Source organism: Streptomyces sp. NPDC002104 (assembly GCF_053593795.1).
This window is the reverse complement of record NZ_JBSFDF010000014.1, coordinates 95,792-120,798: the sequence shown is the minus strand read 5'-3', so window position 1 is coordinate 120,798 and position 25,007 is coordinate 95,792. Positions and strand designations below refer to the sequence as shown.

Annotated in this window: 25 protein-coding genes; 18 read left to right on the top strand and 7 right to left on the bottom strand. The window is 71.6% G+C overall.

Going from position 1 to position 25,007, the window contains the following annotated elements; translation table 11 throughout:
* Positions 1-2,088 carry a transketolase gene (gene tkt / locus ACWCP2_RS15400; protein ID WP_450909063.1) on the bottom strand — a complete coding sequence of 696 codons (2,088 nt, stop codon included), beginning with the start codon at positions 2,086-2,088 and terminating at the stop codon, positions 1-3.
* 269 nt (positions 2,089-2,357) lie between these two features.
* Between tkt and ACWCP2_RS15395 the strand changes: the two genes are divergently transcribed.
* From ACWCP2_RS15395 to ACWCP2_RS15385, 3 genes are all read left to right on the top strand, one after another.
* A complete protein-coding gene (locus ACWCP2_RS15395) occupies positions 2,358-3,305 on the top strand; it encodes a heme o synthase (RefSeq protein WP_327257428.1) in 948 nt (315 codons plus the stop codon).
* 75 nt (positions 3,306-3,380) lie between these two features.
* Entirely contained in the window at positions 3,381-3,755 is a 375-nt protein-coding gene (locus tag ACWCP2_RS15390; protein ID WP_450909062.1) for a hypothetical protein, read from the top strand.
* Between the two features lie 141 nt (positions 3,756-3,896).
* The gene (locus ACWCP2_RS15385; RefSeq protein WP_450909061.1) at positions 3,897-5,006 is read left to right on the top strand and encodes an amidohydrolase; all 1,110 of its coding nucleotides are present in this window, start codon (positions 3,897-3,899) and stop codon (positions 5,004-5,006) included.
* An 80-nt stretch (positions 5,007-5,086) separates the two neighbouring features.
* Here the strand turns inward: ACWCP2_RS15385 and ACWCP2_RS15380 are convergent, their stop codons facing one another.
* The 4 genes from ACWCP2_RS15380 to ACWCP2_RS15365 all read right to left on the bottom strand — a co-directional run bounded on the left by ACWCP2_RS15380 (position 5,087) and on the right by ACWCP2_RS15365 (position 8,987).
* Positions 5,087-6,076: a COX15/CtaA family protein gene (locus tag ACWCP2_RS15380; RefSeq protein WP_450909060.1), complete on the bottom strand. Its 990-nt coding sequence runs from the start codon at positions 6,074-6,076 to the stop codon at positions 5,087-5,089.
* A gap of 4 nt (positions 6,077-6,080) precedes the next feature.
* Positions 6,081-7,217, bottom strand: a complete 1,137-nt coding sequence (locus ACWCP2_RS15375) for a hypothetical protein (RefSeq protein WP_450909059.1) — start codon at positions 7,215-7,217, stop codon at positions 6,081-6,083.
* A gap of 79 nt (positions 7,218-7,296) precedes the next feature.
* On the bottom strand, positions 7,297-8,064 hold the full coding sequence (locus ACWCP2_RS15370) for an ABC transporter permease (protein ID WP_450909058.1): 768 nt from the start codon (positions 8,062-8,064) through the stop codon (positions 7,297-7,299).
* The gene (locus ACWCP2_RS15365) at positions 8,061-8,987 is read right to left on the bottom strand and encodes an ABC transporter ATP-binding protein (protein ID WP_450909057.1); all 927 of its coding nucleotides are present in this window, start codon (positions 8,985-8,987) and stop codon (positions 8,061-8,063) included. The genes ACWCP2_RS15370 and ACWCP2_RS15365 overlap by 4 nt, the downstream gene beginning before the upstream one ends.
* 133 nt (positions 8,988-9,120) lie before the next feature.
* Between ACWCP2_RS15365 and ACWCP2_RS15360 the strand changes: the two genes are divergently transcribed.
* The 11 genes from ACWCP2_RS15360 (at position 9,121) to ACWCP2_RS15310 (ending at position 19,661) form a co-directional block, all read left to right on the top strand.
* Positions 9,121-9,912, top strand: coding sequence for a formate/nitrite transporter family protein (locus ACWCP2_RS15360; RefSeq protein WP_450909056.1), 792 nt, complete (start codon positions 9,121-9,123; stop codon positions 9,910-9,912).
* Positions 9,913-10,031: 119 nt separating this feature from the next.
* The gene (locus ACWCP2_RS15355; RefSeq protein ID WP_450909055.1) at positions 10,032-10,793 is read left to right on the top strand and encodes a helix-turn-helix transcriptional regulator; all 762 of its coding nucleotides are present in this window, start codon (positions 10,032-10,034) and stop codon (positions 10,791-10,793) included.
* Positions 10,790-12,205 (top strand): Fe-S cluster assembly protein SufB, encoded by a 1,416-nt coding sequence (sufB, locus tag ACWCP2_RS15350; RefSeq protein WP_267796546.1) that lies wholly within the window; start codon positions 10,790-10,792, stop codon positions 12,203-12,205. The genes ACWCP2_RS15355 and sufB overlap by 4 nt, the downstream gene beginning before the upstream one ends.
* Before the next feature lie 59 nt (positions 12,206-12,264).
* Complete coding sequence (gene sufD / locus ACWCP2_RS15345; protein WP_450909054.1) at positions 12,265-13,443, top strand: Fe-S cluster assembly protein SufD; 1,179 nt, start codon at positions 12,265-12,267, stop codon at positions 13,441-13,443.
* A complete protein-coding gene (locus ACWCP2_RS15340) occupies positions 13,443-13,772 on the top strand; it encodes a bifunctional 3-phenylpropionate/cinnamic acid dioxygenase ferredoxin subunit (RefSeq protein ID WP_450909053.1) in 330 nt (109 codons plus the stop codon). The genes sufD and ACWCP2_RS15340 overlap by 1 nt, the downstream gene beginning before the upstream one ends.
* 7 nt (positions 13,773-13,779) lie before the next feature.
* Positions 13,780-14,556 carry a Fe-S cluster assembly ATPase SufC gene (gene sufC, locus ACWCP2_RS15335; protein WP_254383819.1) on the top strand — a complete coding sequence of 259 codons (777 nt, stop codon included), beginning with the start codon at positions 13,780-13,782 and terminating at the stop codon, positions 14,554-14,556.
* Positions 14,553-15,824: a cysteine desulfurase gene (locus tag ACWCP2_RS15330; RefSeq protein ID WP_450909052.1), complete on the top strand. Its 1,272-nt coding sequence runs from the start codon at positions 14,553-14,555 to the stop codon at positions 15,822-15,824. The genes sufC and ACWCP2_RS15330 overlap by 4 nt, the downstream gene beginning before the upstream one ends.
* A gap of 28 nt (positions 15,825-15,852) precedes the next feature.
* Positions 15,853-16,314: a Fe-S cluster assembly sulfur transfer protein SufU gene (gene sufU / locus ACWCP2_RS15325; RefSeq protein ID WP_250742305.1), complete on the top strand. Its 462-nt coding sequence runs from the start codon at positions 15,853-15,855 to the stop codon at positions 16,312-16,314.
* The gene (locus ACWCP2_RS15320; RefSeq protein WP_073913993.1) at positions 16,311-16,655 is read left to right on the top strand and encodes a metal-sulfur cluster assembly factor; all 345 of its coding nucleotides are present in this window, start codon (positions 16,311-16,313) and stop codon (positions 16,653-16,655) included. The genes sufU and ACWCP2_RS15320 overlap by 4 nt, the downstream gene beginning before the upstream one ends.
* 193 nt (positions 16,656-16,848) lie before the next feature.
* Complete coding sequence (locus ACWCP2_RS15315; protein WP_450909051.1) at positions 16,849-18,273, top strand: hypothetical protein; 1,425 nt, start codon at positions 16,849-16,851, stop codon at positions 18,271-18,273.
* Positions 18,270-19,661, top strand: a complete 1,392-nt coding sequence (locus ACWCP2_RS15310) for a DUF3616 domain-containing protein (RefSeq protein WP_450909050.1) — start codon at positions 18,270-18,272, stop codon at positions 19,659-19,661. The genes ACWCP2_RS15315 and ACWCP2_RS15310 overlap by 4 nt, the downstream gene beginning before the upstream one ends.
* Here the strand turns inward: ACWCP2_RS15310 and ACWCP2_RS15305 are convergent.
* Positions 19,648-20,625: a hypothetical protein gene (locus ACWCP2_RS15305; RefSeq protein WP_450909049.1), complete on the bottom strand. Its 978-nt coding sequence runs from the start codon at positions 20,623-20,625 to the stop codon at positions 19,648-19,650. The genes ACWCP2_RS15310 and ACWCP2_RS15305 overlap by 14 nt on opposite strands.
* A 133-nt stretch (positions 20,626-20,758) precedes the next feature.
* On the opposite strand from ACWCP2_RS15305, the gene ACWCP2_RS15300 reads away from it, so the two are divergent.
* Together ACWCP2_RS15300 and ACWCP2_RS15295 are read left to right on the top strand one after the other, a co-directional pair.
* Positions 20,759-21,082 carry a DMT family transporter gene (locus ACWCP2_RS15300; protein WP_450909048.1) on the top strand — a complete coding sequence of 108 codons (324 nt, stop codon included), beginning with the start codon at positions 20,759-20,761 and terminating at the stop codon, positions 21,080-21,082.
* A complete protein-coding gene (locus tag ACWCP2_RS15295) occupies positions 21,082-21,630 on the top strand; it encodes a TetR/AcrR family transcriptional regulator (protein ID WP_450909047.1) in 549 nt (182 codons plus the stop codon). Before ACWCP2_RS15300 ends, ACWCP2_RS15295 begins: the two co-directional genes overlap by 1 nt.
* A gap of 115 nt (positions 21,631-21,745) precedes the next feature.
* Here ACWCP2_RS15295 and ACWCP2_RS15290 read toward each other — a convergent pair whose 3' ends face one another.
* The gene (locus ACWCP2_RS15290; RefSeq protein ID WP_450909046.1) at positions 21,746-22,618 is read right to left on the bottom strand and encodes a winged helix-turn-helix transcriptional regulator; all 873 of its coding nucleotides are present in this window, start codon (positions 22,616-22,618) and stop codon (positions 21,746-21,748) included.
* A 70-nt stretch (positions 22,619-22,688) separates the two neighbouring features.
* Between ACWCP2_RS15290 and ACWCP2_RS15285 the strand changes: the two genes are divergently transcribed.
* Both ACWCP2_RS15285 and dapD read left to right on the top strand, forming a co-directional pair.
* Positions 22,689-23,942, top strand: coding sequence for an MFS transporter (locus ACWCP2_RS15285; protein WP_450909045.1), 1,254 nt, complete (start codon positions 22,689-22,691; stop codon positions 23,940-23,942).
* A gap of 9 nt (positions 23,943-23,951) precedes the next feature.
* Positions 23,952-24,932 carry a 2,3,4,5-tetrahydropyridine-2,6-dicarboxylate N-succinyltransferase gene (dapD, locus tag ACWCP2_RS15280; RefSeq protein WP_382741781.1) on the top strand — a complete coding sequence of 327 codons (981 nt, stop codon included), beginning with the start codon at positions 23,952-23,954 and terminating at the stop codon, positions 24,930-24,932.
* Positions 24,933-25,007: the final 75 nt, after the last annotated feature.

Here is a 25,007-nt window from a genome sequence, read left to right as displayed (position 1 = left end):
TCAGCGCGCGGCGGCGGCGAGCGACTCGCGTGCGGCGGCGGTCACGGCTTCGGCGGTGAGGCCGAACTCGCGGTACAGGACGGCGCCGTCGGCCGAGGCACCGAAGTGCTCCAGCGAGACGATCCGGCCCGCGTCGCCGACGTAGCGGTGCCAGGTCAGACCGATGCCGGCCTCGACCGCGACACGCGCCTTGACCGAAGGCGGCAGCACGCTGTCCTTGTACTCCTGGGACTGCTCCTCGAACCACTCGACCGAAGGCATCGAGACGACCCGGGCCGGGACGCCCTCGGCCTGCAGCGCCTCGCGCGCGGCGACGGCGAGCTGGACCTCGGAACCGGTGCCGATCAGGACGACCTGCGCGGGGCCGCCTTCGGCCTCGAACAGCACGTACCCGCCCTTGGCGGCGTCCTCGTTGCGCTCGTACGTCGGCACGCCCTGGCGGGTCAGCGCCAGACCGTGCGGGGCGCCCTTGCCGTACACCTTGGTGTGGCGGCGCAGGATCTCGCGCCAGGCGATCGCCGTCTCGTTCGCGTCGGCCGGGCGGACCACGTTCAGGCCCGGGATGGCGCGCAGCGCGGCGACGTGCTCGACGGGCTGGTGGGTCGGGCCGTCCTCGCCGAGACCGATGGAGTCGTGCGTCCACACGTAGGTGACGGGCACGTGCATCAGCGCGGAGAGGCGCACGGCGTTGCGCATGTAGTCGGAGAACACCAGGAAGGTGCCGCCGTAGATGCGGGTGTGGCCGTGCAGGGCGATGCCGTTCATGGCCGCGGCCATGGCGTGCTCGCGGATGCCGAAGTGGATGGTGCGGCCGTACGGGTCGGCCTCCGGCAGCGGGTTGCCCACCGGCAGGAACGAGGAGTTCTTGTCGATGGTCGTGTTGTTGGAGCCGGCCAGGTCGGCCGAGCCGCCCCACAGCTCCGGGATGACCGCGCCGAGCGCCTCCAGGACCTTGCCCGAGGCGGCGCGGGTGGCGACGCCCTTGCCGGTCTCGAAGACGGGGAGCTTGTCCTCCCAGCCGGCGGGCAGCTCGTTGGCGTTGATGCGGTCGAACTCGGCGGCGCGCTCCGGGTTGGCGCTGCGCCAGGCGGAGAACTCCTTCTCCCACGCGGCGCGGGCCTCGCGGCCGCGCTCACCCAGTGCGCGGGTGTGCGCGACGACCTCGTCGGAGACCTCGAAGGTCCGCTCCGGGTCGAAGCCGAGCACGCGCTTGGTGGCGGCGACCTCGTCGTTGCCGAGGGCCGAGCCGTGCGCGGCCTCGGTGCCCTGGGCGTGCGGGGCGGGCCAGGCGATGATCGAGCGGGCCGCGATGAAGGAGGGGCGCTCCGTCTCGGCCTTGGCGGCCTGCAGCGCCGCGAACAGCGCCTTCGGGTCGAGGTCGCCGTTCTCCTGCTGCGCGACGCGCTGGACGTGCCAGCCGTACGCCTCGTAGCGCTTCAGGGTGTCCTCGGAGACGGCCGTCTCCGTGTCGCCCTCGATGGAGATGTGGTTGTCGTCCCACAGCAGCACCAGGTTGCCGAGCTTCTGGTGGCCGGCCAGCGCGGACGCCTCGTGGGAGATGCCCTCCTGGAGGCAGCCGTCGCCCGCGATCGCGTAGACCATGTGGTCGAACGGGGAGGCGCCCGTGGCGGCCTCGGGGTCGAACAGGCCGCGCTCGTAGCGGGCGGCCATGGCCATGCCCACCGCGTTGGCGATGCCCTGGCCCAGCGGGCCGGTGGTGGTCTCGACGCCCGCGGTGTGGCCGTACTCCGGGTGGCCCGGGGTCTTGGAACCCCAGGTGCGGAAGGCCTTCAGGTCGTCCAGTTCCAGACCGAACCCACCGAGGTAGAGCTGGGTGTAGAGGGTCAGCGAGGAGTGACCCGCGGAGAGCACGAAACGGTCGCGGCCGACCCACTCCGGGTCCGCCGGGTCGTGCCGCATCACCTTCTGGAAGAGGGTGTACGCGGCGGGGGCCAGGCTCATCGCCGTACCGGGGTGGCCGTTACCGACCTTCTGGACCGCGTCGGCGGCCAGAATCCGGGCGGTGTCGACAGCACGCTGGTCCAGTTCGGTCCAGTCGAGCTCTGTGGTCGTCGGCTTGGTGCTCACCGTGGGTCAGGGCTCCTCTCCACATGTCTGGTTCCCGGTGACGAACGGTGCACCGGCGCGATTCCGAGCCTACCCCCGCCACAGCGTGCAGCTATTCGAGTACCCGCGGTCCGCGCGTGACGTCTCAGCGCCGATCGGACCAACACGGGGCGACCCCCGCGCGGGACGAGCCAATGGCTACGTCTAGAGTGGCGTGGTACGCGCAAGCCTTTACGGGACCTTCATGTTTAAAAGGTTCACGTCGGAGCTTGCTGGATTCTCTGTCAGGGGTGTGCGTGACGGCCGTCGAATCCCGTCCAGCGGGGGTGCTCGGGACGAGCCCCAACCACCGGCCGTTCGGGGCCCGGGCCATGGCTTTCGTGGCACTGACCAAGCCGCGGATCATCGAGCTTCTGCTCATCACGACCGTGCCGGTGATGTTCCTCGCCGAGCAGGGCGTGCCTTCGCTGTGGCTGGTCCTCGCCACCTGCTTCGGCGGTTATCTGTCCGCGGGCGGCGCCAACGCGCTGAACATGTACATCGACCGCGACATCGACGCGCTGATGGACCGGACCTCGGGACGCCCGCTGGTGACCGGCATGGTCAGCCCGCGCGAGTGCCTGGTCTTCGGCATCTCGCTCGGGATCGCGTCCACGCTGTTCTTCGGGCTGCTGATCAACTGGCTGTCGGCCGCGCTCGCGCTCGGCGCGCTCCTCTTCTACGTCGTCGTCTACACGATGCTGCTGAAGCGGCGCACCTCGCAGAACATCGTGTGGGGCGGCATCGCGGGCTGCATGCCGGTGCTCATCGGCTGGTCGGCGGTGAAGAACGAGGTCTCCTGGGCCGCGGTCATCCTCTTCCTCGTCATCTTCTTCTGGACGCCGCCGCACTACTGGCCGCTGTCGATGAAGGTGAAGGACGACTACGCGCGGGTCGGCGTGCCGATGCTGCCGGTCGTGGCCGGCAACAAGGCCGTGGCCAAGCAGATCGTCCTCTACAGCTGGGTGATGGTGGCGGTCTCGCTGCTGCTGACCCCGCTGGGGTACACCGGCTGGTTCTACACCTCGGTCGCCCTGGTGGCCGGCGGCTGGTGGCTCTGGGAGGCGCACGGGCTGAACGCCCGCGCCAAGTCGGGCGTGACGGGCGCGAAGCTCAAGGAGATGCGGCTGTTCCACTGGTCGATCACCTACGTGTCGCTGCTCTTCGTCGCCGTGGCCGTGGATCCCTTCCTGCGCTGATGGCCCCTCCGCCGACGCGTCCGCGGTCCGTGCTTCCTCCGTTCGTGCTTCCTCCGTTCGCTACTCGCCGGTAGCATGCCTTCCATGGCAGACACCGAGGAGACCGCCGCCACGGCGGACAAGAGCGCGGCGGACAAGAAGCAGGACCGCCGGGCCGCGAAGCTGGCCAAGCAGATCGGCGCCTTCGCCGCACAGCACGGCGGCGCCGAGGGCCACCTCGCCCACATCGGCCAGGCGGGCACCCGGATCGTCCTCGTCGGCACCGACGGCGCGTGGGGCGACCTGGTGGCCCCGGCCCACGACACCGCGCGGCTCGCGGCCGGCAAGGCCGGTCTGACCCTCCACGAGGAGTTCGACGGCGAGTTCGCCGCACGGGTGCGGACAGGGCCGTACGAGTGGTCCCGGATGGCCGGCATGCAGCTCGGCGGAACCGCGAACCCGGCCGCCTGACCCGGTCGATCTTGGCTTGATGATTGGCCTGATCGTTTCCGCGTCATCCGCTCGGTCAACAGCGCGAGCAACACCTCACACCCCGCTCACCCGTTAGGACGTGTGGAAGCCCCTTCCTCACGTCCGCAACGGGATGCCCGGATGATCGAAACGCCGCCCCTGGTGGACCAGTACTGCCAGGGAGTGCTCCGCACCGAGCTCGGCCTCGCCACCTTCGAGGCCCAGCTGCTGCCCTCGGCCGGCCCGCCCGCCGCCGGCACCACCCTCTTCGACACCCAGACCGGCTTCGCCGTGCGCCGCTGGTGCCCGCCGCTGCTCGGGCTCGAACCGCACTGCGCCCCCGTCCGCTACCTCGCCCGGCGCCGCGAGCTGGGCGCCGCCGAGTCGGCCCGCCGGCTGCTGCGGGGCTGCGGGGTCGGAGCCCGGCTCGTCGACACCGGGGTGCGCGGGGACCTCACCGGGCCCAAGGAACTGGCCCTGGCCGGCGCGGCGGAGACCTTCGAGCTGGTGCGGCCGCAGCTGCTGGCCGAGGAGGCGGCGGACACCTCGGGGACCGTGGCCGCCTTCCTCGCCAACCTCGCCGGAGCGGTCCACCAGGCCGCCGCCGGGGCCGTGGCCTTCAGCTGCGGGCCGGGGGAGGAGGGCCGGGCCTGGGGGGCGGCCCTGGAAGCCGCGCCCGAGCCGCCCGGCCCGGGCGAGGTGCGGGGCGCGGCCGGGCGCTGGCTGGCCGGGCGGACGGCGGGCGGGGCCGTACGGGATCCCGTACTCCTGCGGCACCTGGCGTGGAGCGCGGTGTCCTCGGGGGTGGCGCTCCAGCTGCACACGGGCGGGGAGTCGGGCGGGCCGGAGCGGCTGACCGGGTTCCTGCGGGCGACCGAGGGCCTGGGGGCGCGGCTGGTGCTGCTCGGCGGGTACCCCCACCACCGGCAGGCGGCGGGGCTGGCCGCGGCCTTCCCGCACGTCCACGCCGACCTCGGCGCGGCGCTGGGGTCCACCGGCGCGCGGGCGGCCGCCGTGCTGGCGGAGTGCCTGGAGACCGCGCCGTTCGGGAAGCTGATGTTCTCCGGCGGCGGACGCGGGCTGCCCGAACTGCACGCGGTGGGCGCGCTGGTCTTCCGGGAGGCGCTCGGCCGGGTGCTCGGTGGCTGGGTCGCCGACGGTTCCTGGTCCTGGCGGGACGCGGAGCGGGTGGCGGCGATGGTCGCGGCGGGCAATGCCCGCCGCGTCTACCGGCTGGACGAACGGAGCTGACGAACGGAGCTGACGAACGGGGCTGACGGGCGGGACCGGCGGGCGGGACCGGCCATCAGGCCGGGCTGTCGACTCCGGGGTCAGACCGCGGCGAGCCGGGCGTCGTCCTGCGCCGGGATCCCGGCCTGCTCGGACGGACGCTCGCGCAGGCTCAGCACCACCCGGACCACCGAGATCCACACCAGGCAGGAGCCGAGCATGTGGGCGGCGACCAGGGCCTCGGGCACGTCGGTGAAGTACTGGACGTAGCCGATCGCGCCCTGGGAGAGCAGCACGATCAGCAGGTCGCGGGCGCGCGCCCGGGTGTCGGCGGGGGCGTCGACCACGCGCAGCACCAGCCACATCGCGACCGCGAGCGCGCAGACCACCCAGGCGGAGATCGCGTGTACGTGGGCGGTGGCCGACCAGTCGAAGGGCATCCGCTTGATCTCGCTGCTGTCGCCGGCGTGCGGGCCGGAACCGGTGACCACCGTGCCGGCCGCGATCAGGACCACGGTGGCCGCGACCAGCGCCCACGACAGCTTGCGCACGGGGGCGGGAACGCGGGGCCTGGCCGGGCCGTCGCCCTCGCGGGTGCGCTGCCAGGTGATCGTCGTCACGGTGATCAGCGAGGTGGCGAGCATGAAGTGCCCGGCCACGCTGTAGGGGTTGAGGCCCGTCAGGACGGTGATGCCGCCGAGGACCGCGTTGCCCATCACGATGGCGAACTGGAGCCAGCCGAGCCGGGTCAGCGAGCGGCGCCACGGCTTGGCGCAGCGGGCGGCGGTGATCGCCCAGCCAACGGCCGCGCAGAGCACGTACGTCAGCATGCGGTTGCCGAACTCGATCGCGCCGTGGAAGCCCTGCTCCTGGGTCACGATCAGGCTGTCGTCGGTGCACTTGGGCCAGGTGTCGCAGCCGAGTCCGGATCCGGTCAGCCGCACCGCGCCGCCGGTGACGACGATGACGATGCTCATGAGCACCGCTGCGAGCGCGGCCCGCCGGACGGTCCGGGGTGAGGGCGTCCAGCGGCTGGCGAGGTATGCGAGAGGGGTCAACACGGCCCTTATCGTACGCGGACACTTGTGCAAAGTTTCACGAGGGGGTGGCGGCACCACCGTCGGGCCCGATGACCAGCCGGAACCGGGCCCCGGCCGGGTCGCCTTCGGTGTGCCACCACACGCGGATCCGCCAATGCGCGGACTCGCCCGGGTAGTCGGCCGACGCCACGAAGCCGTGCACCAATTCGGCGCCTACGTCCTCCGCTGTCCGGTTTCGCACTTCCGCCCCGCTGTGCCAGGGATGTGACTGTACGTTCCACAGCCCGTCGGAGCCCCGGACCTCCACGCGCCACACCGCGACCCAGGGGGTCACTTCCAGCATCGTGTGGACCTGGTCGGGATCCAGGCCCAGCCGGGCCGCGATCTCCTCCTCGGGGGCGCCCTGGATGCGGGCGGCCACCACGGCCTGGGGCAGCAGCCGTTCGGGCAGCAGCCCCCGCGTGCGCAGCCCCACCAGGGAGGCGAAGGACAGGAAGCGCAGCCGCAGTTCGAGCTGGCGGCCGATGTGGTCCAGGGCCTCCTCGGCCTCCTGGGACTCCTCCGAGCCGGGATCGGCGAGCAGCAGCCGCCGGAAGGAGCCCTCCGCGTCGACCGCCCAGGCCACGGACTCCTCGGCCAGGCCCAGCTCCGCGAGCCGGTCGCCGAGGAACACCTTCGCCTGTGCGAGGCCCCGCTGGTTGACCGGGTCCTCCTGGTCCAGGGCCGCCCAGACCTCCACCGCGCCGTGCGTCAGATCCCGGGCCCGCTCGCCGGCGGCCCGCTCCATGGGGCTCGGGCCGCTCTCGGCGCCGGGGCCCAGCGGGTGCTTCGGCAGCCGCTCCGCGTCACTGAGGGGCCAGGACAGCCAGACCCCCTGGTTGATCAGGCCCCGGGCGTACCAGCGGGCGTACTCGGCTGCGTGCCCGGCCGCCTGCTGCGAGAACCGCAGCCCCTCCTCGATGGCGGCCAGGGCCCCGGGCCGGTCCCCGTCGGCGAACCGGCGGGCCGCCAGGTCGCCGAGGCGCAGACCCAGCCGGGCCGCGCACTCGGCGTCGGTGCGGGCCGGCTCGCGCAGGGCTCCGATCAGTTCGGCGAGCAGGGCCTCGGCCTCCGCGGGCTCCGCGTGCGCCGCGCCCGACCGGATCCGTGCCCACTGTCCGTCCAGCCGCAGAACGGCCTCCCGCTGCGCCATGCCGCCCCCCGGCGTCTGTGGTGCGCTCCCCTGTGGAGGCGACCATCCTCCTGCCAGGGCAACGCGCGGGGGAGGGGATTCACTCCCAGCGGAACCAGCGCGCGGCGGCCCCCAGGCCGCACACCGCCCAGACGGCCAGGATGGCCGCGTCGCCCCAGGGCAGCGCGGCCCCGTGCTGGAGCACCTCGCGCAGCCCGTCGGAGAGCGCGGAGATCGGGAGCAGGCCGAGGACGGACTGGACCGCGCCGGGGAACTTGTCCATCGGCACGATCACCCCGCCGCCGACCAGGAGCAGCAGGAACACCAGGTTGGCCGCGGCCAGCGTGGCCTCGGCCCGCAGGGTGCCGGCCATCAGCAGGCCGAGCCCGGAGAAGGCGGCGGTGCCGAGCAGGATCAGCAGGGCCACGGACAGCGGGTTCCCGTGCGGGGACCAGCCCAGGGCGAAGGCGATCACCGTCAGCAGCGCGATCTGCAGCACCTCGGTGACCAGCACCGACAGCGTCTTGGCGGCCATCAGCGCCCGGCGCGGCAGCGGGGAGGCCCCGAGCCGCTTGAGGACCCCGTAGCGCCGGTCGAAGCCGGTGGCGATGGCCTGGCCGGTGAAGGCCGTCGACATCACGGCCAGCGCCAGGATGCCGGGGGCGAGGAAGTCCACGGACTCGCCCGAGCCCACGTCGATGATGTCGACCGCCGAGAACAGCACGAGCAGCAGCGCCGGGATGATCACGGTCAGCAGCAGCTGCTCCCCGTTGCGCAGCAGCATCCGGGTCTCCAGCGCGGTCTGCGCCAGGATCATGCGGGACACGGGCGCGGCCCCCGGGCGGGGGGTGAACGTACCGGCGCTCATGCGCGCAGCTCCTTACCGGTCAGTTCGAGGAAGACGTCCTCGAGGGTGTGCCGCTCCACCGAGAGGCTGTCGGGCATCACCCCGTTCTGCGCGCACCAGGAGGCGACGGTGGCCAGCAGCTGGGGGTCGACGCCGCCGGTGACCCGGTAGACGCCGGGGAGGAGCTCGGCGGCCTGGGTGCCGTCGGGCAGGGCCTTGAGCAGCGAGGCGAGGTCGAGGGCGGGGCGGCCGGTGAAGCGCAGGGTGTTCTCGGCGCCGCCGCGGCACAGGGCGTCGGGGGTGCCGTGGGCGATGACCTTGCCGGCGTCGACGATGGCGACCTCGTCCGCGAGCTGCTCGGCCTCGTCCATGTGGTGGGTGGTGAGGACGACCGAGACCCCGTCGGCGCGCAGTTCCCGTACGAGGTCCCAGGTCGCGCGGCGGGCCTGCGGGTCGAGGCCGGCGGTCGGCTCGTCCAGAAAGACCAGCTCGGGGCGGCCGACGACGGCCATGGCGAGGGCCAGGCGCTGCTGCTGGCCGCCGGAGAGCCGGCGGTAGGGGGTGCGCCCGCAGCCGCCGAGGCCGAGGCGGTCCACCAGGGCGGGGACGTCCAGGGGGTCGGCGTACAGCTTGGCCATGTGGCGCAGCATCTCGACGGCCCGGGCGCCGGAGTACACGCCGCCGGACTGGAGCATCACGCCGATGCGCGGGCGCAGGGACTCGGCCTGGGCCACGGGGTCGAGGCCGAGGACGCGGACGGAACCGGCGTCGGGGCGCCGGTAGCCCTCGCAGGTTTCCACAGTGGTCGTCTTGCCCGCGCCGTTGGGACCAAGGACTGCGGTGACCGAGGCCCTCCGGACGGTGAGGTCCAGGCCGTCCACCGCGGTTTTGGGGCCGTACCGCTTCACCAGTCCGCGGATGTCCACGGCGGGGTCGTTGCTCATGGGGAGTGAGTCTACGGAGCCGTGGGAGGTGACCGGGGTGGGGCCGTAGGTCCTGCCCCCGAAGGGTCACGGACCTGCACATTCGTGACTTTATCGTCCGTTCGGGAGCGGGGCCGGGGCCTAACGTCGAATGGTGAACAGCATCGCTCAGAACGTCGAAGCCACCTCGGGACAGGCCGAGCACAAGGCCCATGACCTCGGGCATCCGCCGCGCTACTTCGTGTCGGCGATGCTCGCGGGCGCCTACATCGCCGTCGGCGAGGTGCTGCTCCTCGTCGCGATCTCACCGTTCGTGGCAAAGGGCTCGCCGGCCGTGAAACTGCTGGAGGGCGCGGTCTTCCCGATCGCCCTGACCATCGTGATGTTCGCCGGGGCCCAGCTCTTCACCAGCAACGTGATGGTCATGCTCGTCGGCGCCCTGTCGGGGCGGACCGGCCCCCGGGACCTGATCCTGTCCTGGACGCTCTCACTGGCCGGGAACCTGGTCGGAGCCTTCGCCTTCGGGGCCATGGTGCACGCCTCGGGCGTGGCCTCCTCGCCCTCGGCGCGGTCCATGCTCACCGAGATGGTGCACGGCAAGATGGCGCTGAGCGGCGGGCAGCTGTTCTGGCGCGCGGTGCTCTGCAACATGCTCGTCTGCCTGGCCATCTGGATGTTCACCCGGGCCCGCGGCGACGCCGCCAAAATTTTCGTCCTGTGGCTGCCGGTGGCCGTTTTCGTGGCCGTCGGATTCGAACACTGCGTAGCAAACATGGCTGTTTTCAGCCTCGCGATCCTGGATGGCTCAGCCGGATTCGGTGATCTTTTCCGGAATCTGATGTTCACCGTGCCGGGGAACGTCGTGGGCGGGGGATTGCTGGTGGGAGCCGTGTACTGGTTCACCGGCGGGGCCCTGCGCGAGGGCGGAGCGTCGACTTCCGTATAACGCTCCGTGGATAAATAAGGTAACCCTTAGTGATGGAGGCCACCAGAGGTGGCCTCCATCACCGCTTGTCGGGGCCCGACTAATTACGCAACAATGGCGTTGTGAAATACGGCGAACGGATGAGCGAGGCCCCCCAGGGCGAACTCGCGACCGGGGAGCGGTCAACCCGCAACCGGGTCGCGCGGTCGATCCTGGACCACGGACCTTCCACCGTCGCCGACCTCGCCCAGCGCCTCGGCCTCACCCAGGCCGCCGTTCGCCGCCACCTCGACACGCTCGTCACCGACGACGTGGTCGAACCCCGTGAGCAGCGTGTGTACGGCGCGCGGACCCGGGGGCGGCCCGCCAAGGTCTTCGCGCTGACCGACTGCGGCCGGGACGCCTTCGACCAGTCCTACGACTCGCTCGCCGCCGACGCCATGCGCTGGATCGCGCAGGCCGCCGGCGGAGGGGAGCAGGGCGAAGCGGCCGTGGCCGCCTTCGCGAAGGCCAGGCTCACGGCGCAGGCGGAGACCTACCGCGAAGCCGTGGAAGCGGCCGACCCCGCGGGGCGCACCGAGGCCCTTGCCAAGGCGTTGACCGGAGACGGGTACGCTGCTACGGCGAAGAGCGCTCCCGGTCCGCACAGCGGTGAACAGCTCTGCCAGCACCACTGCCCGGTCGCACACGTCGCCGAGCAGTTCCCGCAGCTCTGCGAGGCGGAGACCGAGGTCTTCTCCCGTCTGCTCGGGACGCACGTGCAGCGTCTCGCCACGATCGCCCACGGCGACGGGGTGTGCACGACGTTCATCCCCCGCAGTGGGAACGGCGTCGGTGCCGCAGGCGCCGCACAGACCGACATTTCAGTATCTGCAAGTACGGCCGGGAGGAACCCCGCATGACCACGGAGACTGCTCACCCTGAGCTCGATGGCCTGGGCACCTACGAATACGGATGGGCCGACTCCGACGCGGCCGGTGCGGTCGCCAAGCGGGGCCTGTCCGAGGACGTCGTCCGCGACATCTCGGCGAAGAAGTCCGAGCCGGAGTGGATGCTGAACCTCCGCCTCAAGGGCCTCAAGCTGTTCGGCAAGAAGCCCATGCCCAACTGGGGTTCCGACCTCTCGGGCATCGACTTCGACAACATCAAGTACTTCGTGCGTTCCACCGAGAAGCAGGCCGCTTCCTGGGAGGACCTGCCGGAGGACATCAAGAACACGTACGACAAGCTCGGCATCCCGGAGGCGGAGAAGCAGCGCCTCGTCGCCGGTGTCGCCGCCCAGTACGAGTCCGAGGTCGTCTACCACCAGATCCGTGAGGACCTGGAGGAGCAGGGCGTCATCTTCCTCGACACGGACACCGCGCTCAAGGAGCACCCGGAGCTCTTCCAGGAGTACTTCGGCACGGTCATCCCGGTCGGCGACAACAAGTTCGCCTCGCTGAACACCGCCGTGTGGTCGGGCGGCTCGTTCATCTACGTCCCCAAGGGCGTCAAGGTGGACATCCCGCTCCAGGCCTACTTCCGTATCAACACGGAGAACATGGGCCAGTTCGAGCGGACGCTGATCATCGTCGACGAGGACGCCTACGTCCACTACGTCGAGGGCTGCACCGCCCCGATCTACTCCTCGGACTCGCTGCACAGCGCCGTGGTCGAGATCATCGTGAAGAAGGGCGGCCGCTGCCGCTACACGACGATCCAGAACTGGTCGAACAACGTCTACAACCTGGTCACCAAGCGCGCCGTGGCGTACGAGGGCGCGACCATGGAGTGGATCGACGGCAACATCGGTTCCAAGGTCACCATGAAGTACCCGGCCGTCTACCTGATGGGCGAGCACGCCAAGGGCGAGACCCTCTCCATCGCCTTCGCGGGCGAGGGCCAGCACCAGGACGCCGGCTCCAAGATGGTCCACATGGCGCCGAACACCTCCTCCAACATCGTCTCGAAGTCGGTGGCACGGGGCGGCGGCCGCACCTCGTACCGCGGTCTGGTCGAGATCGGCGAAGGCGCCCACGGCTCCAAGTCCAACGTGCTGTGCGACGCGCTCCTGGTCGACACCATCTCCCGCTCGGACACGTACCCCTACGTGGACGTCCGCGAGGACGACGTGTCCATGGGCCACGAGGCGACCGTCTCCAAGGTCTCCGACGACCAGCTCTTCTACCTGATGAGCCGCGGTCTGACGGAGTTCGAGGCCATGGCGATGATCGTGCGCGGCTTCGTCGAGCCGATCGCCCGTGAGCTGCCGATGGAGTACGCGCTGGAGCTGAACCGGCTGATCGAGCTGCAGATGGAGGGCTCGGTCGGTTAATCCCGGCCCGCCCGAAGTCCCACAGCAGATTCTTTAAGGAAGAGAGCAACACGACAGCCATGGCTGAGGCTCAGAACATTCCGGCGGGCTCGACCACCGCCGGCTCGATCGCGGTGGCCGCAGAGTCCACCGTCGCCACTCGGATGAGTGCCCCCCCGTCCTTCGACGTGGCGGACTTCCCCGTGCCCACCGGCCGCGAGGAGGAGTGGCGCTTCACGCCGCTCGCCCGCCTCAAGGGACTGCACGACGGCACCGCGGTCGCCAACGGCACCATGAAGGCCCAGATCGACGCGCCCGACGTGGTCACGATCGAGTCCGTGGAGCGCGGCGACGCGCGCATCGGCAAGGCCGGCACCCCGGTGGACCGGATCGCCGCGCAGGCGTTCTCGTCCTTCGCCAAGGCCACGGTCGTGACCGTGCCCAAGGAGGCGGTGCTCACCGAGCCCGTGCGCGTCTCGCTGCACGGCGAGGGCGGCACGACCTTCGGTCACACGGTCTTCGACGTCCAGGCCTTCGCCGAGGCCGTCGTCGTCATCGACCACACCGGTGACGGCGTGCGCGCCGCCAACGTCGACTTCCTCGTCGGCGACGGCGCCAAGCTGACCGTCGTCTCCGTGCAGGACTGGGACGACACCGCCGTCCACGTGTCCCAGCACAACGCGCTGATCGGCCGCGACGCGACCTTCAAGTCGATCGTGGTCACCTTCGGCGGAGACCTCGTACGCCTCCACCCGCGCGTGAACTACGCGGGTCCCGGCGGCGAGGCCGAGCTCTTCGGCCTGTACTTCACGGACGCCGGCCAGCACCAGGAGCACCGCCTCCTGGTCGACCACAAGGCCCCGCACTGCAAGTCGAACGTGGTCTACAAGGGCGCGCTCCAGGGCCAGGACGCCCACGCCGTCTGGATCGGTGACGTGCTCATCGAGAAGACCGCCGAGGGCACCGACACCTACGAGATGAACCGCAACCTCGTCCTCACGGACGGCGCGCGGGTCGACTCGGTGCCGAACCTGGAGATCGAGACCGGCGAGATCGTCGGCGCCGGCCACGCCTCCGCGACCGGCCGCTTCGACGACGAGCAGCTCTTCTACCTGCAGTCCCGCGGCATCCCGGCCGACACGGCCCGCCGTCTGGTCGTGCGCGGCTTCTTCGGCGAGCTCGTCCAGCAGATCGGCGTCCCGGACATCGAGGAGCGTCTGCTCGCGAAGATCGAAACCGAGCTGCAGGCGTCCGTCTGATGACCTACGTCAAGGCCTGTGCGCTGAGCGAGCTGGAGGAGAACGCCCCCAAGCGGGTCGAGCTCGACGGCACGCCGGTGTCCATCGTCCGCGCCGAGGGGGAGGTGTTCGCGATCAACGACATCTGCTCGCACGCGAACGTCTCCCTCTCGGAGGGCGAGGTCGAAGACTGCATGATCGAGTGCTGGCTGCACGGATCGGCCTTCGACCTGCGCACCGGCAAGCCGTCCGGCCTGCCCGCGACGCGCCCCGTCCCCGTATACCCCGTAAAGATCGAAGGGGGCAGCGTCCTTGTCGACGTACGCGCCTCCCTCACCCAGGAGTCCTGAGGTATCCATGGCAACGCTTGAAATCCACGACCTGCACGTCTCCGTCGAGACGGGCGACTCGGCGAGTGGCACCCGCGAGATCCTCAAGGGCGTCAACCTCACCATCAAGCAGGGTGAGACGCACGCCATCATGGGTCCGAACGGCTCCGGCAAGTCCACCCTCGCGTACGCGCTGGCGGGCCACCCGAAGTACACGATCACCAGCGGCACCGTGACCCTCGACGGCGAAGACGTCCTGGAGATGTCCGTCGACGAGCGCGCCCGCGCCGGCGTCTTCCTCGCCATGCAGTACCCGGTCGAGATCCCCGGCGTCTCGGTCTCCAACTTCCTGCGCACCTCGGCCACCGCGATCCGCGGCGAGGCCCCGAAGCTGCGTACCTGGGTGAAGGAGGTCAAGTCCGCGATGGAGCAGCTCCAGATGGACCCGGCCTTCGCCGAGCGCAACGTCAACGAGGGCTTCTCCGGCGGTGAGAAGAAGCGCCACGAGATCCTGCAGCTGGAGCTCCTGAAGCCGAAGATCGCGATCCTCGACGAGACCGACTCCGGCCTCGACGTCGACGCCCTGCGCCAGGTGTCCGAGGGCGTCAACCGCGTCCGCGACACGGGCGAGGTCGGCACCCTGCTGATCACGCACTACACGCGGATCCTGCGCTACATCAAGCCCGACTTCGTCCACGTCTTCTCCGAGGGCCGCATCGTCGAGTCCGGCGGCGCCGAGCTCGCCGACAAGCTGGAGGCGGAAGGCTACGAGTCCTACAGCACGAAGGGTGGCGCGACCGCGTGACACAGCTGCCTGGCCTCCTCACTGGGTCCCATTTGCTTGGCGAGGCGATCCGCAAGGACTTCCCCCTTCTGGATCGTGTGGTCCACGACGGGAAGAAGATCGTTTACCTGGACAACGCTGCGACCTCGCAGAAGCCGCGCCAGGTGCTCGACGCGCTGAACGAGTACTACGAGCAGCACAACGCCAACGTCCACCGCGGCGTGCACGTGCTCGCCGAGGAGGCCACGGCGCTGTACGAGGGCGCCCGCGACAAGGTCGCCGCCTTCATCAACGCTCCGAGCCGCAACGAGGTGATCTTCACCAAGAACGCCTCGGAGTCGCTCAACCTGGTCGCGAACATGCTCGGCTGGGCGGACGAGCCCTACCGGGTCGACCGCGAGACCGAGATCGCCATCACGGAGATGGAGCACCACTCCAACATCGTTCCGTGGCAGCTGCTCTCGCAGCGCACCGGCGCGAAGCTGAAGTGGTTCGGCCTCACCGACGACGGCCGGCTCGACCTGTCCAACATCGAAGAGGTCATCACGGAGAAGACGAAGATCGTCTCCTTCACGCTGGTCTCCAACATCATGGGCACGGTCAACCCGACCGAGGCGATCGTCCGGCGCGCGCAGGAGGTCGGCGCGCTGGTGCTGATCGACGCCTCGCAGGCCGCTCCGCACATGCCGCTCGACGTGCAGGCGCTCGGCGCCGACTTCGTGGCCTTCACCGGCCACAAGATGTGCGGCCCGACCGGCATCGGCGTCCTGTGGGGCCGCCAGGAACTGCTCGAGGACCTGCCGCCCTTCCTGGGCGGCGGCGAGATGATCGAAACCGTCTCGATGCACTCCTCGACCTACGCCCCGGCGCCCCACAAGTTCGAGGCCGGTACGCCCCCGATCGCCCAGGCCGTCGGCCTCGGCGCGGCCGTGGACTACCTGACCGCGATCGGCATGGACAAGATCGCCGCGCACGAGCACGCGATCACCGAGTACGCGATCAAGCGCCTCGCGGAGGTCCCGGACCTGCGCATCATCGGCCCCACCACGGCCGAGGACCGCGGCGCCGCGATCTCGTTCACGCTCGGCGACATCCACCCCCACGACGTCGGTCAGGTACTGGACGAGCAGGGCATCGCGGTCCGCGTGGGACACCACTGCGCCCGCCCGGTCTGCCTCCGGTACGGAATTCCGGCGACGACCCGAGCGTCTTTCTATCTGTACTCCTCTCCGGCCGAGGTCGACGCGCTGATCGACGGGCTGGAGCACGTACGGAACTTCTTCGGCTGACCAGGGCGACGAGGACGACGAGGACGCAGTGAAGCTGGAATCGATGTACCAGGAACTGATCCTGGACCACTACAAGCACCCGCGCGGGCGAGGCCTGCGCGACGGCGACGCCGAGGTGCACCACGTCAACCCGACGTGCGGTGACGAGATCACCCTGCGCGTGAAGTACGACGGCGAGACCCTCACGGACATCTCGTACGAGGGCCAGGGCTGCTCCATCAGCCAGGCCGGCGCGTCGATACTGAACGAGCTGCTCGTCGGCAAGGAGCTGGGCGAGGCGCGGAAGATCCAGGAGGTCTTCCTGGAACTGATGCAGTCCAAGGGCAAGCTGGAGCCCGACGAGGCCATGGAGGAGGTGCTGGAGGACGCGGTCGCGTTCGCCGGCGTCTCCAAGTACCCGGCCCGGGTGAAGTGCGCCCTGCTGAGCTGGATGGCGTGGAAGGACGCGACCGCCCAGGCACTGGGCGACGCCGAGAGGAAGACGGCATGACCGAGAACGCGACGCCCGAGGCGTCCATCAAGCCGGCCACCGAGGAAGAGGTCCGCGAGGCCCTCTACGACGTGGTCGACCCCGAGCTGGGCATCGACGTCGTCAACCTGGGCCTGATCTACGGCATCCACGTCGACGACGCGAACATCGCCACCCTCGACATGACCCTCACCTCGGCGGCCTGCCCGCTGACGGACGTCATCGAGGACCAGGCGAAGTCGGCCACGGACGGCATCGTCAGCGAACTGCGCATCAACTGGGTGTGGATGCCGCCGTGGGGCCCGGACAAGATCACGGACGACGGCCGCGAGCAGCTGCGCGCGCTCGGGTTCAACGTCTGACCGACGCCAGGCCCCGCATCACCCCGCACGACGGCCGTTCGACGGCCGAGTGAACGGACGACCCCCGGCACGGGTGTGCCGGGGGTTCGCTGTTTTCCCGGAGGACCGCCCGCGTGCACCGGGAGTTGGCCACGGTGGCCGAATCTTCTCGACGGCCCGTCACAACGTGACGGCGCAGACGAGAGGACCTCCGTTGACCGTTCGCCCTTCACCGGCACGCCGCCTCGGTGCCGTGGGAGCCGCCGGGGCCGCCGCCCTGCTCGCCGCGGGACTGGCCGCGCCGGCCCACGCCGCCCAGGAAGCCGCCGCCGAACCGACCATCGCGCTCTCCGCCGGGTACCTGTCCGGGGCCGTCGGCGCGATCGGCGACCCGGGCGTCACCGTGGACATCGCGCAGGAGGGCATACCCGCCGCCTTCCTCAAGGTCGACGTCCTCTCCTCCAGCAACCCGGCGGTCGCCGGACCCGGCGACGTGCGCATCGAGCGGACCGGCCACGGCGAGCGCGAACTGACCGTCCGCCCGCGGACGCAGGGCCACACCGAGCTGACGCTCCGGGTGACCGGCCGCGGCGGCAGTACGGCCACGGCCACCCTCTCCTACGCCGCTTCGGCGCGGGTGGGCACCGGCGCCCTCACCACCCGCTACCTCACGGGCTCCGCCGACTCCTCGGCCGCCGTGGACGTCGGCGGCGGCTACGCGCTCGTGGCCGACGACGAGACCAACGTGCTGCGCCTCTACGACCGCTTCCGCTCGGGCGCCCCCGTGAAGACCTGGGACCTGGGCCCCGCGCTCGGCATCAAGAAGGAAGCCGACATCGAGGCCGCGGCCCGCGTCGGCGACACCGTCTACTGGACGGGCTCCCTCGGCAACAACAAGGACGGCAAGTACAAGGCCGAGCGCAACACCGTCTTCACCACCCGGCTCACCGGATCGGGCGCGGGCACCGACGTGGTCTTCGGCTCCGCCTACAAGGGCCTGCGCGAGGACCTGATCGCCTGGGACACGGCCAACGGGAACCGCTACGGCTTCGCGGCGGGCACCGCCGCCGGCAAGATCCCCAAGAGCATCGACGGGTTCAACGTGGAGGGCCTGGAGTTCGCCCCGGGCTCCACCACCACCGCCTACCTGGGCTTCCGTGCCCCGCTGGCGCCCGCCGTGCCCGGCGGCAAGGCGCTGGTCGTGCCCGTCACCAACATCGACCAGGTCGTGGCCGGAGCGGCAAAGCCGGTCTTCGGCGAGGCCGTCGAGATGGACCTCGGCGGGCTCGCGATCCGCGACATCCGCAAGAACGCCGCGAACCAGTACCTGATCCTGGCCGGCTCCTGGGCGGCGGACGACAACTCCGACCCGTACGCCCTCTACCAGTGGGACGGCGTCCCCTCCCACGCCCCGGTCAAGCGGGCCGACCTGCCCACCACCGACCCGGGCGGCTGGGAGGCCATCGTGGCCGTTCCCGACCTGCGGGTGCCCTTCGCACCCGTCCAGCTGATCACCGACAGCGGCTCCGCCGACCTGTACGGCGACGGCACCGAGGCCAAGGACCTCGACCACGCGGAGTGGAAGAAGTCCCGGTCCGGATGGTTCACGCTCAGCCCGATTCGTGGAGATCACCGATGAACACGCAGCAGGGGAAGACGATGAAGAAGACGTACCTCGGGGCCGCCGGCATCGCCGCCCTGTTCCTCGCCTCCACGGCCGTGCCCGCACAGGCCGTGACGTACGGGACGCCCACCATCGCGCTGTCCGCCTCCTACCTCTCGGGGGCCGTCGGCGCGACGGGGGACCCGACGGTGGACGTGACCGTGGCGCAGAGCGGTGCGGACGTCTCCGCGCTCACCGTGAGCGCCTCGGCGTCCAGCAAGGCCACGGTCGCCGGGACCGGCGACGTGACCGTCACCGGGGCCGGCGCGGTCCGCAAGCTGGCGGTCGCCGCGCGCGGCCGCGGCTACACCAACCTCACCGTCAAGGTGACCGGGCTGGGCGGCAAGACCGCCACCAAGACGCTGTACTTCGCGGCCTCCGCCGCGGTGCAGAACCCGGCCGAGGCCCGCTACTTCACCGGCGCCTCGGACTCCTCGGCCGCCGTGGACGTCGGCGGCGGCTACACGGTCGTCGCGGACGACGAGAGCAACGTGCTGCGCCTGTACGACCGCGCCAACTCCGCCGCCCCGGTCAGGACCTGGGACTTCAGCTCGCAGCTCGGTGTCACCAAGGAGGTGGACATCGAAGGCGCGACCCTGATCGGCGGCACCATCTACTGGACGGGCTCGCTCGGCAACAACAAGGACGGCGAGTACAAGGCGCCCCGCAACACGGTGTTCACCACCACGCTGAGCGGCTCGGGCTCCACCACGCAGCTCGCGTACGGGCGTTCGTACAAGAAGCTCCGCGACGACCTGGTGGCCTGGGACACGGCGAACGGGAACCGCTACGGCTTCGCGGCGGGTACGGCCGCCGGTGAGGCGCCGAAGCAGATCGACGGGTTCAACGTGGAGGGCCTGGAGTTCGCCCCGGGCTCCACCACCACCGCCTACCTGGGCTTCCGTGCCCCGCTGGCCCCGGCGGTGCCCGGTGGCAAGGCGCTGGTCGTACCGGTCACCAACTTCGACAAGGTGCTCTCCAGCGGGACCAAGGCCACCTTCGGCGCGGGCATCGAGCTCGACCTCGGCGGGCTCGCGATCCGCGACATCCGCAAGAACGCCGCGAACCAGTACCTGATCCTGGCCGGCTCCTGGGCGGCGGACGACAACTCCGACCCGTACGCCCTCTACCAGTGGGACGGGATCGCCGGCCACGCCCCGGTCAAGCGGGCCGATCTGCCGACCACCGACCCGGGCGGCTGGGAGGCCATCGTGGCCGTTCCCGACCTGTCGGTCGCGGGCGCACGGGTCCAGCTGATCACCGACAGCGGCTCCGCCGACCTGTACGGCGACGGCACCGAGGCGAAGGACCTCACCCACGCGGAGTGGAAGAAGTCCCGCGCGGCCTGGTTCACGCTGAACTGAGCTCCCCTGAGGGCGCCGGCCGGCCGCTGAGCTCCGCCACCCGGCCCTCGCGGCGGATCCGCCGGTCCGCGTAGAGCAGGCCGGCGGTGAGCTGCGGGAAGCAGAGCAGCAGGGTCTGCGCGGCCATCGCGCCGAGTGCGGTGAGGGCGGCGTGCACGAGGCCGCCGTCCACCGCCGGGATCAGGCTGAGCGCCCCGGCGAGGGCGAAGGGGAGCCGGACGGCGTACGCCGCCGCGAGCGCGACCGCGGCGGCGGCGGCGATGAGCCCGAGCGTGCGCCACCAGGCCCCGCGCACCAGGCGGGCCGAGCGGCGCAGGGCGCCGACCGGGCCGAGCCCCTCGCAGACGGCGGCCGTGGGCGCGAGCGCGAACAGCACCCCGAGCACGAGCGCGGCCGGCAGGGTGGCCGCCGCCAGCAGCGGGGACAGCCCGGCGGCCAGGACGACGGCGCCCGGTCCGGCCACGGCGGCGAGCACCAGCAGCTGGGTGCCGAGCACGGCCGCGAACCGGGGGCCGGCGGCGCGCAGCAGCGTACGGGCGGTCGAGGGCCGGCCGAGCACGGCCGGGCGGAGCACGGCGCCCGTCAGGGCGGAGGCCAGGGCGCAGGTCAGCAGGGTGGCCAGGGCCGCGGCGGGAACCAGGGCGGCGACGGGCCGGACGTGCAGCGCGAGCGCGGTCAGCGCGGCCGCGGCGACCAGCAGCAGCGTGCCGAGCTGGCCGAGGAGCATGGCGGTGGCGAGGCGGATCCCGTACCGGGCGAGGGCGGCGCAGGCGCCGCCGAGTATCTCGCCGGGGGTGAGCGGCCGCAGGGACACCACCCCGGGCCGGGGAGCCTGCGGGGGCAGCCAGCCGCCGCCCCAGGGCGTCCACGGCCGGGCCGCCGGCCGGGCCGTGCGCCGGGTCGCTTGCCGCGCTTCGGGCCCCGCTTCGGGCCCCGCTTCGTGCCGCGTCCCGTCCTGGGTCATGCGGACCTCCCCGTGCCCCGGTGCGCACGGCCCGGCGCCGCCGCGAGCGGACACCGTAGCGGCAGGGGCCGGGGAAGTCCCGGGGCAGCGCGGATGTGTACGCGCGTCCACAACGATGTGTACTGTCGTACACATGCCCTACATACTGCTCGCCGCCGCCATCGCCGCAGAGGTCGCCGGGACCACCGCCATGAAGTTCAGCGAGGGCTTCACGAAGCTGTGGCCCTCGCTGATCACGCTGGTGGGCTACGTCATCGCCTTCACCCTGCTCGCGCAGACGCTGAAGTCGATGTCGGTGGGGACGGCGTACGCGATCTGGGCCGGCGTGGGCACGGCCGCGATCGCCGCGATCGGCATGATCTTCATGGGGGAGGCCGCGACGGCCGCGAAGATCGGCGGCATCGCGCTGGTGATCGCCGGGGTCGTGCTGCTGAACCTCGGCGGGACCACGCACTGATGGCCGGCTCGGTGCGCCGCTACGACCCGGACCGGCGGGAGCGGATCATCGCGGCCGCCATCCGGGTGGTGGGAGCGCGGGGCATCGCGGGGCTCAGCCACCGCAGCGTGGCCGCGGAGGCCGATGTGCCGCTCGGGTCCACGACGTACCACTTCACGACCCTGGACGACCTGCTGGTCGCGGCCCTGCGGCAGGCCAACGAGGGCTTCGCCCGGACGGTGGCGGACTCCGCGGCCCTGGCCGATCCGGATGCGGACCCGGCGGAAACCCTGGCCGCCCTGCTGGGCGGGTTCCTGGGGGCGGACCGGGCACGGGCGGAGCTGGAGTACGAGCTCTACCTGGCCGCCCTGCGCCGCCCCGCGCTGCGTCCCGTGGCGGCCGCATGGTGCGAGGCCGTCGCCGAGACGCTGTCCGCGCGGACGGACCCGGCCACGGCGCGGGCACTGGTGGCGGTGATGGACGGGATCAGCCTCCACGTGCTGCTGACGGGAGCGGAGTACGACGAGGCGTACGCCCGCGAGGTCCTGCGGCGGGTGCTGCGGGCCTGACGGCGGCTGGGCGGCGGACCGTCGGCTGCCCAACGGCGGCCCGCCAGCGGCCCGGCGGTGGCCCGGCGGCGCAGGCGGTGGCCGGGCTCGTGGCCCCGGTGGCGGCGGATCCCGGCTACGCGCCGCGGACCGCCGCCAGGGCGGCGGCCACGCTCGCCTCGATGTCCTGGACCGGGTAGAAGACCTCGCGGACGGTGCGGTCGCGGTCCACGACCAGCGTCAGGCGCTTCAGCCGGCTGATGCCCCCCGCCCGGAACGTCGGCAGCCGCAGCGCCGTCACCAGGGCGAGCTCCGCGTCGGAGAGGAGGGGGAAGCGCAGTCCCTCGGCCTCCGCGAACTCCTGCTGCTCGTCGGGCCGCTGGGTCGACACCCCGTGCACGGTGGCGCCCGCCGCCGTGAACTCCGCGAGCTGGTCCCGGTAGGTGCACGATTCGAGGGTGCACCCCCGCGCCCCGGGGATCCCTGCCCACCCCGGCGGGTAGGACTCGGACCGGGCGAACGCGCCCGGGAAGCAGTACAGGACGGTGAACGGGGTGTCCGCCACCGGGTCGCGGAGCTCGCCGAAACGGTCCGGCAGCGAGAGCTCCGGCAGCCGGGTGCCGCGCAGCGCGTGGACCCGTACCGCCTCGCGCGAGGCCTCGTGGGTGGTCGCCGTCATCTCTCCCTCTCCCAGGATCCATGTGTCCCCCCAGTCCTGGAGGGCGACGAGCACGGGCAGCAGCCCGCGGCCGCGCGGGGTCAGCCGGTACGCGTGGCGCACCGGCCGCTCCTGGTACGGCTCGCGGGTCAGCACGCCCGCCTCGACGAGCAGCTTCAGCCGCTCCGTCAGCACCTTGCGGGACATGCCGAGTTCGCGCTGGAACTCGTCGAACCGGTGCACGCCGCGTGCCGCGTCCCGCACGATCAGCAGCGTCCACCAGTCGCCCACGACGTCGAGGGCCTGGGCGATGGAGCAGTCCGCGTCGTCGAGGTGCGTGCGCTGGGCCATGGGCACTCCTTATGTCCGTTGACCCGAGGTTGTCATGCTGACATAGTCCGTTCCCAAAGGGAACTTACTCATGGACGTGGGGGACACCGGTGTGCTGCAAGGGTTCAAGGACGTACCGAGGGTCGTGTGGCTGCTGGCTGCGGGGATCTTCGTCAACGCCGTCGTCAGCTTCACCTTCGTCTTCGTCTTCCTCTACCTGACCGGTCCGCGCGGCCTCGGTCCCGCCCAGGCGGGCCTCGTCGTCGGTGTCGGCGGCATCGGCCTGGTCGCCGGCAACTTCACCGGAGGCTGGTACGGCGACCGGTTCGGCCACCGCCGGGTCCTGCTCAGCGCCTCCACGCTCGGCGGAGCCGCCCTCGTCGTCCTGCCCGCGGTCCCGACCGGCCTGCTGGTCCTCGTGCTGCCGCTCGCCCAGTACGCCTCCGGGGTGATCCGCGCCGCCAATGCCGCACTGGTCGCGGTCACCGTGCCGGAAGGATCCCGGCGCCAGGCCTTCGCCCTCACCCGGTGCCTGTCCAACGCCGGGTTCACGGTGGGCGCGCCCCTCGGGGCGCTCGTCGCGACCGCGTTCTCCTACGGCTGGCTCTTCGTCGCGGACGGCCTGGGCACGCTCTTCTTCGCGCTCTGGACCGCCCGGGTCGTCCCGGCCCGGGCCGCCACCGGCTTCGCCGCGGCCCCGGACAGGGGTCCGGGCCGCGGCGGCCTGTGGCGGGAACTGCGCGCGCGGCCGGCCGTGCTCGTCCTGCTCGGCGCGATCGTCGTCATCGACGTCGTCTACCGGCAGCACTACACGACCTTCCCCGTCTACCTCGCGGACCACGGCCTGGACACCCGCGCCTACGGGCTCTTCATCGCGATCAACGGCGGTGTGATCATGCTCCTGGAGATCCCCGCGGCCCTCGCCCTGCGGCGGCGCTCCCCGCTGCACATCATCGGGACCGGGCTGGTGCTGGTCGGCGGCGGCTACGCGATGCTGACGCTCGGGGTGGGCGTCGTGACGGCCGCCGCGATGATGCTGCTGCTCACCCTCGGCGAGATCCTCTACAAGACCACCGCCACGGCGTACGTGGCGGACGAGTCGCCCGAGCACGCCATCGGACGCTTCCAGAGCCTGTACGCGGGGGTCTCCGTCAGCGGTGTCGTCCTCGCGGGGCCGCTCGGCGGGGCCCTGTACGCGGCGGCGCCCGGCCTCCTGTGGCCGCTGTGCGCGGGCCTCGGAGCGGCCGCCGGGGGGACCGTCCTGGCCATGGGCGCGCACGGGGCCCGGCGACGCGCACGCCCGGCACATGAGACCGGTTCGCGACCGCGGGCCGTCGCCGGTTAGGTTTCGGGCATGACTGCTACGCGTACCACCGGCGCCGTCGCCGCCGGACTTGCCACCATCACCGCCGACGGCACCGTCCTCGACACCTGGTTCCCCGCCCCCCAGCTCGTCGCCGAGCCCGGCCCGGCCGGCACCGAGCGCCTCACCGCCGAGCAGGCCGTGGAGCTGCTGGGGGCCACCGCGCCCAAGGCGATCCGCCAGGACGCGGTCCGTGGCGTCGAGGTCGTAGCCGTCCGCACCGTGATCGCCTCCCTGGAGGACAAGCCGCTGGACGCGCACGACGCGTACCTGCGCCTGCACCTGCTCAGCCACCGCCTGGTCAAGCCGCACGGCCAGAACCTGGACGGCGTCTTCGGCCTGCTGGCCAACGTCGCCTGGACCTCGCTGGGCCCGGTCGCGATCGACCAGGTCGAGACGGTCCGCCTGAACGCCCGCGCCGAGGGCCTGCACCTCCAGGTCACCTCGATCGACAAGTTCCCGCGGATGACGGACTACGTCGCCCCCAAGGGCGTGCGCATCGCCGACGCGGACCGGGTCCGCCTGGGCGCGCACCTCGCCGAGGGCACCACCGTCATGCACGAGGGCTTCGTCAACTTCAACGCCGGCACGCTGGGCACCTCCATGGTCGAGGGCCGCATCTCCGCGGGCGTCGTGGTCGGAGACGGCTCCGACATCGGCGGCGGCGCGTCCACGATGGGCACCCTGTCGGGCGGCGGCAAGCAGATCATCTCGATCGGCGAGCGCACCCTGATCGGCGCCGAGGCGGGCGTCGGCATCGCGCTGGGCGACGAGTGCGTCGTCGAGGCCGGTCTGTACGTGACCGCGGGTACCCGCGTCACCCTGCCGGACGGCCAGATCGTCAAGGCCCTGGAGCTCTCCGGCGCCAGCAACATCCTCTTCCGCCGCAACTCGGTGACCGGTGCCGTCGAGGCCCGCCCGTACAAGGCGGCCTGGGGCGGCCTGAACGAGGTCCTGCACAGCCACAACTGACCGGTCGCGGTCCGGTCGTACCGGTGCCCTCCCACCCCGCCGGGGTGGGAGGGCACCGTGCGTGGTGAGTCCCCT

Excerpts from the sequence above, each read along its gene's own strand:
- ACWCP2_RS15320 (WP_073913993.1), top strand. The coding sequence starts at position 16,311 with ATGACCGAGAACGCGACGCCCGAGGCGTCCATCAAGCCGGCCACCGAG.
- ACWCP2_RS15370 (WP_450909058.1), bottom strand. The coding sequence starts at position 8,064 with ATGAGCGCCGGTACGTTCACCCCCCGCCCGGGGGCCGCGCCCGTGTCC.
- ACWCP2_RS15305 (WP_450909049.1), bottom strand. The coding sequence starts at position 20,625 with ATGACCCAGGACGGGACGCGGCACGAAGCGGGGCCCGAAGCGGGGCCC.
- ACWCP2_RS15295 (WP_450909047.1), top strand. The coding sequence starts at position 21,082 with ATGGCCGGCTCGGTGCGCCGCTACGACCCGGACCGGCGGGAGCGGATC.
- sufB (WP_267796546.1), top strand. The coding sequence starts at position 10,790 with ATGACCACGGAGACTGCTCACCCTGAGCTCGATGGCCTGGGCACCTAC.
- ACWCP2_RS15310 (WP_450909050.1), top strand. The coding sequence starts at position 18,270 with ATGAACACGCAGCAGGGGAAGACGATGAAGAAGACGTACCTCGGGGCC.
- ACWCP2_RS15375 (WP_450909059.1), bottom strand. The coding sequence starts at position 7,217 with ATGGCGCAGCGGGAGGCCGTTCTGCGGCTGGACGGACAGTGGGCACGG.
- sufC (WP_254383819.1), top strand. The coding sequence starts at position 13,780 with ATGGCAACGCTTGAAATCCACGACCTGCACGTCTCCGTCGAGACGGGC.
- ACWCP2_RS15300 (WP_450909048.1), top strand. The coding sequence starts at position 20,759 with ATGCCCTACATACTGCTCGCCGCCGCCATCGCCGCAGAGGTCGCCGGG.
- ACWCP2_RS15290 (WP_450909046.1), bottom strand. The coding sequence starts at position 22,618 with ATGGCCCAGCGCACGCACCTCGACGACGCGGACTGCTCCATCGCCCAG.
- ACWCP2_RS15340 (WP_450909053.1), top strand. The coding sequence starts at position 13,443 with ATGACCTACGTCAAGGCCTGTGCGCTGAGCGAGCTGGAGGAGAACGCC.
- sufD (WP_450909054.1), top strand. The coding sequence starts at position 12,265 with ATGGCTGAGGCTCAGAACATTCCGGCGGGCTCGACCACCGCCGGCTCG.
- dapD (WP_382741781.1), top strand. The coding sequence starts at position 23,952 with ATGACTGCTACGCGTACCACCGGCGCCGTCGCCGCCGGACTTGCCACC.
- ACWCP2_RS15355 (WP_450909055.1), top strand. The coding sequence starts at position 10,032 with ATGAGCGAGGCCCCCCAGGGCGAACTCGCGACCGGGGAGCGGTCAACC.
- ACWCP2_RS15385 (WP_450909061.1), top strand. The coding sequence starts at position 3,897 with ATGATCGAAACGCCGCCCCTGGTGGACCAGTACTGCCAGGGAGTGCTC.
- ACWCP2_RS15285 (WP_450909045.1), top strand. The coding sequence starts at position 22,689 with ATGGACGTGGGGGACACCGGTGTGCTGCAAGGGTTCAAGGACGTACCG.
- ACWCP2_RS15390 (WP_450909062.1), top strand. The coding sequence starts at position 3,381 with ATGCCTTCCATGGCAGACACCGAGGAGACCGCCGCCACGGCGGACAAG.
- ACWCP2_RS15365 (WP_450909057.1), bottom strand. The coding sequence starts at position 8,987 with ATGAGCAACGACCCCGCCGTGGACATCCGCGGACTGGTGAAGCGGTAC.